This window comes from Falsiroseomonas sp. E2-1-a20 (genome assembly GCF_051433195.1).
Classification (GTDB): domain Bacteria; phylum Pseudomonadota; class Alphaproteobacteria; order Acetobacterales; family Acetobacteraceae; genus Falsiroseomonas.
In genome coordinates this window covers 74,679-85,487 of the sequence record NZ_JBHMFT010000022.1, presented here as the reverse complement: position 1 = coordinate 85,487, position 10,809 = coordinate 74,679, and the positions used below count along the sequence as shown (strand labels likewise).

Annotated in this window: 8 protein-coding genes; 2 read left to right on the top strand and 6 right to left on the bottom strand. The window is 70.6% G+C overall.

All coding sequences use genetic code 11. The features are described from left to right. The 3 genes from ACFHPP_RS22275 to ACFHPP_RS22265 all read right to left on the bottom strand — a co-directional run. Window positions 1-1,173, bottom strand: a 1,173-nt coding sequence (locus ACFHPP_RS22275; protein ID WP_437165433.1) for an acyl-CoA dehydrogenase family protein, incomplete at its 3' end; no start/stop codon positions are given. Then, window positions 1,170-1,910 carry an SDR family NAD(P)-dependent oxidoreductase gene (locus ACFHPP_RS22270; RefSeq protein WP_437165432.1) on the bottom strand — a complete coding sequence of 247 codons (741 nt, stop codon included), beginning with the start codon at window positions 1,908-1,910 and terminating at the stop codon, window positions 1,170-1,172. The genes ACFHPP_RS22275 and ACFHPP_RS22270, both read right to left, overlap by 4 nt. A gap of 68 nt (window positions 1,911-1,978) precedes the next feature. Continuing rightward, a complete protein-coding gene (locus ACFHPP_RS22265) occupies window positions 1,979-3,553 on the bottom strand; it encodes an ABC transporter substrate-binding protein (RefSeq protein WP_437165431.1) in 1,575 nt (524 codons plus the stop codon). Between the two features lie 82 nt (window positions 3,554-3,635). Between ACFHPP_RS22265 and ACFHPP_RS22260 the strand changes: the two genes are divergently transcribed. Then, the gene (locus tag ACFHPP_RS22260; RefSeq protein WP_437165430.1) at window positions 3,636-5,069 is read left to right on the top strand and encodes an amidase; all 1,434 of its coding nucleotides are present in this window, start codon (window positions 3,636-3,638) and stop codon (window positions 5,067-5,069) included. Here ACFHPP_RS22260 and ACFHPP_RS22255 read toward each other — a convergent pair. Beyond that, window positions 5,066-6,310, bottom strand: a complete 1,245-nt coding sequence (locus ACFHPP_RS22255; RefSeq protein WP_437165429.1) for an aminotransferase class III-fold pyridoxal phosphate-dependent enzyme — start codon at window positions 6,308-6,310, stop codon at window positions 5,066-5,068. The genes ACFHPP_RS22260 and ACFHPP_RS22255 overlap by 4 nt on opposite strands. Before the next feature lie 90 nt (window positions 6,311-6,400). On the opposite strand from ACFHPP_RS22255, the gene ACFHPP_RS22250 reads away from it, so the two are divergent. Beyond that, a complete protein-coding gene (locus ACFHPP_RS22250; RefSeq protein WP_437165428.1) occupies window positions 6,401-7,900 on the top strand; it encodes an ABC transporter substrate-binding protein in 1,500 nt (499 codons plus the stop codon). On the opposite strand, the gene ACFHPP_RS22245 is transcribed toward ACFHPP_RS22250, so the two are convergent. Both ACFHPP_RS22245 and ACFHPP_RS22240 read right to left on the bottom strand, forming a co-directional pair. After that, window positions 7,897-10,062 carry an alpha-ketoacid dehydrogenase subunit alpha/beta gene (locus ACFHPP_RS22245; RefSeq protein ID WP_437165427.1) on the bottom strand — a complete coding sequence of 722 codons (2,166 nt, stop codon included), beginning with the start codon at window positions 10,060-10,062 and terminating at the stop codon, window positions 7,897-7,899. The two genes, ACFHPP_RS22250 and ACFHPP_RS22245, sit on opposite strands and share 4 nt — an antisense overlap. Then, complete coding sequence (locus ACFHPP_RS22240; RefSeq protein ID WP_437165426.1) at window positions 10,059-10,778, bottom strand: GntR family transcriptional regulator; 720 nt, start codon at window positions 10,776-10,778, stop codon at window positions 10,059-10,061. The genes ACFHPP_RS22245 and ACFHPP_RS22240 overlap by 4 nt, the downstream gene beginning before the upstream one ends. Window positions 10,779-10,809: the final 31 nt, after the last annotated feature.

Below are 10,809 nucleotides of genomic sequence, written 5' to 3'. Positions count from 1 at the left end.
AGCACGCCCCGCCAGCGCCGCGCGCTTGATGCCCTTGGCGATCGACCATTTGTGCACTTCGGTCGGCCCGTCATAGATGCGGAAGGCGCGCGTCTCCCGCAGCACCTGCTCCACCACCGTGTCGCCGGAAACCCCGGTGCCGCCCAGCACCTGCACGCAGCGATCGGCGATGCGGTACAACGCCTCCGAGACCGCGACCTTGGCGATGGAGCTTTCCGCCGTGCCCGGCGCGCCGCTGTCCAACACGCCGGCGCACCAGTCGATCATCAGCGAGGCCTGCTGCAGCTCGATGACGTTCTCGGCCAGCATGAAGCCGACGCCTTCGTGGTCGATCAGCTTCTTGCCGAAGGCCTCGCGCTTCACGGCGTAGTCCACCGCAATCTCCTGCGCGCGCGTCGCCGCGCCGTGCCAGCGCATGCAGTGCGACAGCCGCGCCGGGGCCAGCCGGATCTGCGCGTAACGAAAACCCTCATCCACCTCACCGAGAACCTGGCTGTCCTCCAGCCGCAGGTCCTCGATGGCGACGATGGCGTGGCCGCCCGGCATGGAGCTGTCGATGGTGTCGAGGATGCGCTCGATCCGGATCGCCGGGTGCGGCAAATCCACCAGGAACATCGTCGCACCGACGCGCGCACCCTCCGGCGTGCTGCGCGCCATGACGATGCCGACCTCGGCGCCCTGCGCGCCCGTGATGAAAGCCTTACGGCCATTGACGACCCAGCCGCTGTTGTTGCGCACGGCCGTGGTCTTCAGCATGGACGGATCGGAGCCCGCGCCGCCTTCCGCCGCCGGTTCCGTCATGAAGAAGGCGGATCGCGCGCCGGCCACCAGCGGCTCCAGGAAGCGCCGCTTCTGGTCCGGCGTGGCAATACGGCCGAGCAGGAACATGTTGCCCTCATCCGGCGCCGCGGTGTTCACCGCGACGGGCCCGAGCGGCGAAAGGCCCGATTTCTGCAGCACCGTCGCGGTTTCCACCTGCGTCAGGTGGAGGCCCCCCGGCAGGATATGCGGCGTCAGCAGCCCCGCCGCGCGCGCCTTGCCGCGCAACTCGCGCACCAGGTCCTCGCTCGGCCCATGCGGCCCGCAGCGCGGGTCGCGCTCATACGGAAACACCACCTCGCGCACGAAGGCCTCGACCCTCGCGGCGATCTCCAGGGCGCGGGGCGTCGTCACAGGCTGGACACCAGGTGCCCGCCATCCACCACAAGCGTCGCGCCCGTCATGTAGCGCGAGGCGTCGGACGCCAGCAGCAGCAGCGGCCCGTCGAGGTCCGCAAGCTGCCCGAGCCGCCGTTGCGGAATGCGCTTGATCATCGCCAACCCCCCTGCCGATTGCCAGAAATCGCGGTTCAGATCCGTCTCGATATAGCCGGGCGCGATGGCGTTCACGCGGATGCCGTGCCGCGCCCATTCCAGCGCCAGCGACTTCGTCATCTGGATGACCCCCGCCTTCGACACCGCATAGGGCAGCACCCCGCCCGCCTGCCGCAGTCCGAGGATGGAGGCGATGTTGACGATGGCCCCGCCTCCCCTCTCCCGCATCCCGCGCGCCACCGCCTGCGCCAGGAAGAACATGCCCTTGAGGTTGGTATCCACCACCGCATCCCAGGCCGCCTCATCAAGGTCGAGCGCCGCGGCCTCCCGCACAATTCCCGCGTTGTTCACCAGGATGTCGAAGCCGCCCTCCAGCCGCGTGGCATCCAGCGCCATCATGTCCAGTTGCAGGGTGGTGCAGGTGCCGCCCGCGGCACGGATGCGGGCCGCCACCTCCTCCAGCGCCGCCAGCCGCCGCGCCGCCAGCACCACCTCCGCCCCGCGCGCGGCCAACACCTCGGCGAAATGCGCGCCGAGGCCGGAGGATGCGCCCGTGACCAGCGCCCGCTTGCCGGCCAACTGCCCGAGTTCCTGCACCGCACCCTCCCCGTCGTCGCCCGGAAGCTAGGGTGCGGCGACGGGGCCGGCAAGCGAGGCGCGGCGGCTCAGCCCTTCTCGACGTTCCAGAAAATCGGGAAGGAGGATTCCATCAGCCCCTTCAGCGAGGTGCGGTAGGCCGCGGGGATGGTGAACTGGCCCCACATCACGCTCGGCGTCAGCTCGTAGGCCAGGCGCTGGATCTCCGCCGTCAGCCGCTGCCGTTCCGCCGGCGTCTCCGCATTGGCGAAATCCTGCGTCAGGCGCGGGATGCGTTCGTCGCAGGACCAGCCAGGAAAGTCGGCGCAGGTGCTGGCGATGTAGAAATGCGTCAGCGGTGTCAGCATGTCGACGCCGTTCGAATAGACGGCGAACATGCTCCAACCATCCCGCCGCGCGCGGCGCGCCAGCACGGTGCCCCAATCCATCTGCTGTTCGTCCACCGTGAAGCCGGCCAGCTTCATGTTCTGCACCAGCACCTGTGCCGCGGTCTGCGAAATCGAGCCCGCCACCTGCAGGAACTGCACCGGCTGCCCGGCATAGCTGGTCTTCGCAAGCTCCGCCTTCGCCTCCTCGATGGAGAACTTCGCCCCCTCCGCGCCCGCATCGGTGCTGTAGGGCGCATCGCACATCCAGAAGGATGTGCATTGCGGCGCGCGGAACCGCTCCGGTATGCCGATCGCCTGCAGGACCGTGTTCTGGTCCACCAGCTTCCACAGCACGCGCCGCACCGCGGGGTCGTCGAAGGGCGGCGCCGCGTGGTTGAGGCGGAAATTGCCCTGGAACTGGTGCAGCCCGCCGAGCGACAGCAGCCGGATATCGCGCGAGCGTTCCAGGCGCGGGATCCAATCGAAGGGCACGTATTGCTGGTAGTCGATCTCGTTCGCCAGCAGCGCGGTCGCACCCGTCGCCTGGTCGGGCATGACACGCAGTGAAAGGCTGTCCACCTTCACCACCTTGCCGCCCGACAGGAAGTCCGGCGCCTCCTGCCGCGGCACGTAATCCGGGAACTTCTCCAGCACCATGTAGTTGCCGGGCCGCCACTGGTCGGGGCGGAAGCGGAAGGGGCCGGAGCCGATGATCTCCGTGATGCGTACGTCGCCCGGCGTGCGCGCCAGCCGCTCCGGCAGGATGAAAGGCACCGGCGCGTTCGGCTTTCCGAGCACGTCCAGCACCAGCGGGAAGGGCTTCTTCAGCACCAGCTCGAAGCCCAACGGGCCCTTTGCCGTCAGGCTCTCATGCGCATCGCGCAGCAACCGGCCCAGCGCATCCTTCGGCATCCAGCGGTTCAGCGAGGCTACGACATCGGCCGAGGTCACCGCTTGCCCATCGTGAAACTTCATCCCCGGCCGCAGGGTGAAATTCCAGGTCAGCCGGTCGGCGGAGGTCGTGTAGCCCTCGACCATCTGCGGCTGGATGCGGCCCTGGCCGTCCATCGCGAACAGCGTGTCGAAGATATGAAAGCCGAAGGTCCGGGTGATGGCCGCCGTGGTCATGTAGGGGTCGAGGATCACGACCTCCGACTCGAGCACCAGGTTCATCTGCGTCGCGGCCCGCGCACCAGGCGGCCGGATGATGCCGCTGGCGGCGAGCGCAGTGCCGCCGGCCAGGATGCCGCGCCGGCCGATCAGGGTTGAGGACATGGGTTGGCTCCCTCGCCGTTCGATATATCCTATGCCAGCATGGGCCGTGCCGAGGGCCCTGCGCAAGAGAGGAAACGCCACGATGGACGACACCGAGCTCCGCTTCATGCCCGCCACCCGCGCCGCCGCGCTGATCCGCCGCCGCGCCCTGTCGCCGGTGGAGCTGACTCGGGCGGTGCTGGAGGGCATCGCGCGCGAACAGCCGCGCCTGAACTGCTTCGTGACGGTCCTGGCGGAGGATGCGATGGCCGCCGCGCGCCGCGCCGAACAGGCGGTGATGGAGGGCGGCGCGCTCGGCCCGCTGCACGGCGTTCCCGTCCACATCAAGGACCAGGTCGATACCGCGGATGTGCTGACCACGCATGGCTCGGCGATCTTCGCCACCAATGTGCCGGCGCGGGACGACGCCACGGCGGCGCGGCTGAAGGCGGCGGGCGGCATCCTGGTCGGCAAGACCACGATGCCGGAATTCGGCCACAAGGGCATTACGGACGGCCCGAGCTTCGGCACCACCCGCAACCCCTGGGACCTGTCCCGCACCACCGGCGGCTCCTCCGGCGGCGGTGCCGCGGCGGTGGCGGCGGGGCTCGGGCCGCTCGGCCTCGGCACGGATGGCGCGGGCTCCGTCCGCATCCCGGCGGCCGCCTGCGGCATCGTCGGGCTGAAGGCGACGCTCGGCACCGTGCCGTGGGAGACCTCCGCCGACACCTTCGCCAACAACGTCTATGCCGGGCCGATGACCCGCACGGTCAACGACGCCGCGGTGATGCTGTCCGTCATCGCCGGCCCCAGCGACCGCGACGCGCAGAGCCTGCGCGGCCCGGGCCTGGCTCCCGTTCCGCCCGGCCTGGTCGGCAACGACCTGCACGGCCTGCGCGTCGGCTACATCGCGCGCTGCTGCAATCCCAAGGTCCAGGCGGAGGTGGAGGCGAACACCATCGCCTCGCTCGATGCCCTCGCGGCGCGCGGTGCGCAGGTCGAGGAAGTGACGGATGCGATCGACTGGATCGAGTTCGAGGGCCGCGTGATGTACCAGGCGGGCTTCTTCGTCGCCTGCACGCCACACCTGGCGCAGTGGCACAACCAGATGGACCCGGTGCTGCTGGCTTTCATGGAACGCGGCTCCGGCTTCACCCTGACCCAGTTCCGCCAGGCGCAGTTCGCCCGCACCCGGCTGTTCCGCGCCATCCAGGACCTGTTCGGACGCTTCGACATCCTGGTGACGCCGACCCTGACCCGCACCGCCCTGCCGGCGGATTTCGACGCCGCCGATGGCCAGATCGAGATCGAGGGCGAATCATGCGGCATCACCCGCCAGGGCTGGACCAGCGCCATGTACCCCTTCAACCTGACCGGCCACCCGGCCCTGACCATCCCCTCCGGTTTCGCCCAGGACGGACTGCCGACCGGGGTGCAGCTGGTCGGGCCGTGGGGCGCCGACATGTCGCTGCTGCGCCTCGGCGCCATCCTGGAACAGGACCGGCCCTGGGCGCAGCGCCGGCCGCCGGGGGTTTAACCTAGGCGGGCCACCGCCGCGAAGCCTGCATCGGCCGCCTGCAATCCGCGGTCGATGTCGGCCTCGGTGTGGGCGCAGTTCAGGAACATGTTGTGGCGCGGGTGGAAATAGGCGCCCGCCGCCAGCGCCGCCGAACAGAACGCGTCGCCGAGCCGGAAGCCCGCATCACCCTCGAACAGCACCAGCGGCATCTGAGGCGGCCCGCTCTGGTGGATCGCCACGCCGTGCCGCGCGGCCAGCGCGTCCAGGCCATCGCGCAACCTCTGGCCCATCGCCGCCATGGTGGCGGGGCCGTCGATCCGCTCCAACTCGTCCAGCGTCGCCAAGGCCGCCGCCATGGGCACGGCGCCGCACCAGAAGGACCCGGTGGTGAACACCTGGGTCGCCGCCTGGCGCAGCCATTCGGCGCCGGTCACGGCGGCCAGGGGGTGGCCGTTCGCGATCGCCTTGCTCCAGGCGGACAGATCCGGCCGCACGCCCACCGTCTCCCAGGATCCGGCCATGTGCAGCCGGAAGCCGGCGCGCACATCATCCACCACCAGCGCCGCACCCTCCCGGTCGCAGATGGCGCGCAACGTTTGCGCGAAGGCGGGGTCGGGCAGTTCCAGCGGCAGGGCCATGTCGTGCCGGAAGGCGGTGACCAGGATCGCCGCCAGGTCGTCCCCCGCCTCCGCCACCGCCGCCTCGACGGACGCGATATCGTTGTAGTCGTAGAAAACCAGATGCGCCCGGTCCTCCGCCGTCACCCCGGCGAGCGACGGCGAGCACCACGGCACCGCCCCGTGATACGACCCGCGCGCCACCAGCACCTTGCGGCGCCCGGTCGCGGCGCGGGCGATGGTGACGCAGGCGGTGGTGGCATCCGTGCCGTTCTTCGCCAGAAGGCACCACTCCGCATGCGCGATCAGGGCGACCAGCCGCTCCGCCAGTTCCACCAGCACCGGGGCCGGGCCGTTCATGCAGTCGCCGAGGTCCGCCTGCCGCCGCGCCGCCTGTTCCACCGCCGGGTTGTGGTGGCCCAGCACGATCGGGCCCCAGGAGGACATGAAGTCCACCACTTCCCGCCCGTTCACGTCCCACAGCCGGCAGCCCTCGGCGCGGGCATAGTATTGCGGATAGCCCTCCGGCAGCCGCGCGGCGTTCAGATGCCCCCACAGCCCGCCGGGGATGACCCGCCGTGCGCGCCCCCGCAGCATCGTGTCCGGGTCGAGTTGGATGACGGTGTTCGGGGATTCTGGCATCGGGCGCTCCCTGGGCTCGCTGCGATATATCATATGGTGTCAGCCGGATAAAACAGGTCAGGATGCAGTTGGACACCCGGAGAAGACGACATGCGACCATTCCTCGCCGCCGCCCTGTCCCTCACCCTGGCGCTGCCCGCCGCCGCGCAGACCCTGCGCATCGGCATCGCCTCGGACCCCGACGTGCTGGACCCCACCCTGTCGCGCAGCGTCGCCGCCCGGCAGGTCTTCATGGCGATGTGCGACAAGCTGATCGAGGTGGATGAGAAGGGCGCGCTGGTGCCGCAGCTCGCCACCGCCTGGACCTGGGAGGAAGCTGGCCGCGCGCTGCTGCTCACCCTGCGGGCCGGAGTCACCTTCCACGACGGCGCCGCGCTGGATGCGGAGGCCGCCGTCGCCGGCCTGAACCGCCACATCAACGCCCAGGGCTCGACCCGCCGTGGCGAACTCGGCCCGGTGACGGCGGTGGAGGTTGCCGGCCCGATGCAGATCCGCATCCGCCTGTCCGAGCCCTTCGCCCCGCTGCTCGCCGCGCTGTCGGACCGCGCCGGGATGCTGGTCTCGCCGCGCCAGGCGAATGTGCTGGGCGCCGATTTCCAGGCCCAGCCGGCCTGCGCCGGCCCCTACCGCCTGACCCGCCGCGTGCCGCAGGACCGCATCGAGCTGGAGCGTTTCCCCGGCTACTGGGATGCCGGGGCCCTGCATTTCGACCGCGTGGTCTATCGCCCGATCCCCGACACCACCGTGCGCGCCGCCAACCTGCGCTCCGGCACGCTCGACGTGATCGAGCGCGTGAACCCCTCCGACGTCGCGACCCTGCGCCGCGACAGCCGCGTCAAGCTGCTGGAGGGGCCATCGCTCGCCTCCGTCTATCTCGCCATCAACGTCGCCAACGGCAACGGCGCGCAGACCCCGCTCGGCCAGGACCCGCGGGTGCGGGAGGCGCTGGAACTGTCCATCGACCGCGAGATCCTGAACCGCGTCGCCTTCGAAGGCCTGTACCGCCCCGGCAACCAGTCCACGCCGCCCGGCCACCCGCACCACATCGCGGCCCTGCCCGTCCCCGGCCGCGACCTTACCCGCGCCCGCGCCCTGCTGCGGGAGGCCGGGCAGGACCGCGTGCGCATCAAGTTCTCCGTCCCCAACACCACCGAGTACATCCAGGCGGCGGAGGTGGTGCAGGCCATGGCCGCCGAGGCCGGCATCACGCTGGAGATCCAGGTGATCGAGGTGGCGACGCTGCTGCGCAACTGGACCGCCGGCGACTTCGAGGTGCTGATCATCGCCTGGTCCGGCCGCACCGACATCGACGGCAATCTGTGGGGCTTCAACGCCTGCGGCCAGACGCTGAACGGCGGCAAATATTGCAGCGAGGCCGCCGATGCCGCGCTGCGCGCCGGCCGCACCAGCGTGGACCCCGCCGCGCGCCTCGCCGCCTATGGCGAGGCCATGCAGGTGCTGCTGCGCGACCGGCCCTACATCTACCTCTGGCACCCCGCGAGCTTCTTCGGCACCACCGCCGCGATCACCGGCCTGCGCCTGGTCCCGGATGGGCTGATCCGCGTGCAGGGCCTGCGCGCGGCGAATTAGCGCATCAGGCGGCGCAGGCCCTCCGCGACCTTCGCGGCCCCGGCCAGCGCCGCCTCGTTCAACGGGCGGGAGACGACGGGGGCGGCGCGGCTGCCGCTAACCCGCACGATCTCCGCATCCAGCCAGTCGAAGCAGCGCGCCTGGATCTCATCCACCCAGCGCGCGCCATGCGCGGTGCCATGCGCGGTCTGCTCCGCGATCAGCACGCGGTTGCTGCGCTGGATGCTCGCCTCGATCATGGGCCAGTCCATCCCCTCCAGGTCCAGGCAGCGCAGGTCGAGGATCTCGGCGTCGATACCGGCCTCGGCCACCGCCGCCTCGCATTCCGCCACCATGGCGCCATAGGTCAGCACCGTGCAGGCGCGCCCCGGGCGCACCAGCCGCGCGCGGCCGAAGGGCACGATGTAGTCGAGGTCGACCGGCACCGGCCCACTCGTCTGGAACAGCCCCTGGTGCTCGATCATCAGCACCGGGTCCTCGCAGGCCAGCGCCGCATTCATCAGGCCGACATAGTCGTGCGGCGTGGAGGGATGCAGGATGCGCCAGCCGGGATAGGCCGCGAACAGCCCCGACGGGTCCATCGAATGCTGCGAGCCATAGCCCGCCGCCGGCGAGACCCGCGCCCGCACCACCAGCGGGATGCCGAAGCCGCCGCCGAACATGTGCGCGAACTTGCCGATGCCGTTGAACATCTGGTCCGCCGCGACGATGGTGAAGTCGCCGAACATGATGTCCACCACCGGCCGCAACCCGCACAGCGCCGCGCCCAACGCCATGCCCGTAAAACCGTTCTCGCAGATCGGCGTGGCGAAGACGCGGTCCGGGAATTTCTCCATCACGCCCTTCGACGACCCGGAGACGCCGCCGCGCAGCCGGTGGATGTCCTCCCCGATCAGCACGATGCGCGGGTCGCGTTCCATGTTGTGCAGCAGGCAATCCGCGATCGCCTCGATGTACTTTTTCGATATGGCGGCCACGGCCGGCACGGAAGGCGCTTCCCGCACCGTCAGCCCGCGCAACTCGGAAAGATCACCGCGGATGCCGTGGTCGATCTCCTCGACGCGCGGCAACAGGCCGTTCCGAAGCTGCGGCGCATTGGCGCCGGGCGCCATCTCCACCAGAGCGGCCGCGGCGTCCTCTACCACCTGCCGCACCCGCGCTTCCAGCATCGCCATCCCGGCACCGTCCACCACGCCCAGCCGTTCCAGGATCGGCGGCAGCGTCGTGATCGGATCGCGTGCGCGCCAGGCCTCCTCCTCCGCCTTGTCGCGGTAGCCGAACTGGCTGCCGAGCAGCGGGCCGGACTGGTGCAGGAAGCGGTAGCAGATCGCCTCCACGAACACCGGCCCGCCGGTCTCGGCAATGGTCCGGCGCGCCCATTGCATCGCCCGCCGCACCGCCAGCAGGTCCATCCCGTCGCACTCCACCGACGGCACGCCGAGCATCGCGCCGCGCGTCGTCAGCCGCGTCTCCCGCGTCTGGTCCTCGACATGGGTGGACACGGCGTAGAAGTTGTTCTCCAGGAAGAACACCACCGGCAGCCGGTACAGCGCCGCCAGGTTGATCGCCTCCAGCGTCTGCCCCGCCATCAGCGTGCCGTCGCCGAAGAACGCCACGGAGACGTCGTCCCGCCCCAGCACCTTGTCGGCCAGGCCGTAGCCCACCGCATGCGGCACGTTGCCGCCGATGATGGCGGAGGACCCCACCACGCCGGCCTCGGCGATCCGCATGTGCATGGACCCGCCGCGGCCGCCGTTGAAGCCCTGCGCGAGCCCCATGATCTCCGCCATGGTCCGCCGCACGGCATCCTGCGCCGCCTCCGGCACATCGTCGCGGCGCGGGTCGTAGCCTTCCGCCGTGGCGGCATTCAGCAGCTTGGCCAGGATCTGGTGGTGCGCGCGGTGCGTGCCGTTGATCTTGTCCGCGGTGCCGAGCACCGACAGCGCGCCGACCGCCCCGGCCTCCTGCCCGATCGAGGCATGCGCCGGCCCGTGGATCAGCCCGGCGCCATGCAGGTCGAGGATCTTCTCCTCGAAGCGCCGGATCAGCAGAAGCTGTTCCATCCAGCGTGCCAGGTCGGCCGGGTCCTCCGCCGCCCAATCCGCCTCCTCGACCTCCAGCCGGAACCAGGGCGTGGCCGTGGAAAGTGCCTGCTGCTTCATGCGGTCCTCATCTTGCCGGGCGCCGCGCGTTCCAGCTCGCCCAGATGGCGCAGCAGGCCTTCGCCGCCTTCGACCATATCCGCCTGCACCGCCGCCCGCGTCGCCGCCGCGTCACGGGCGCGCAGCCCGTCCAGGATATCCAGGTGGCGGTGCCGGCCGGGATAGGTCGGGCGCGCTTGGGGGTACAGGTAGTTCAGCATCGGGCCGTTGCGCAGCCAGATGCCCTCGATCACCGCCAGCAGTTCCGGCATCGCCGCGGCGCGGTACAGCCCGTGGTGGAAGCGCCAGTTCGCGCGGATCGCCAGCGCCGCCTCGCCCGCCGCCTCGGCCCGGACCAGCTCGGCATGGGCGCGCTCCAGGTCCCGGATCTCGGCCGGCGCGATGCGGTCCGCCGCCGCCTCCGCCGCCAGGCCCTCCAGCGCCGAGCGCACCAGGCGCAGTTCCTGATACTGGGCCAGGGTCAGGCCGGCGACGGTGATCGCCTTGGCCTGTTCCATGCGCAGCGCGCGTTCCCGCACCAGCTGCATCACCGCCTCCCGCACCGGGGTCTCGGACACGCCGAGCTGCAAGGCCAGCTCGCGGATTTTCAGGCGCTGGCCCGGCTGCATCCGGCCTTCCATCAGCGCGGCGCGCATCTCGGCATAGACGCGCCCGGTCAGGTTCTCGCGGCCGATGGGGGACAGGGTGCCGATCTCGGTGGGGACGCTTGCGCTCATCGCCCCAAGGTATTTGATATATCCAGTCGAC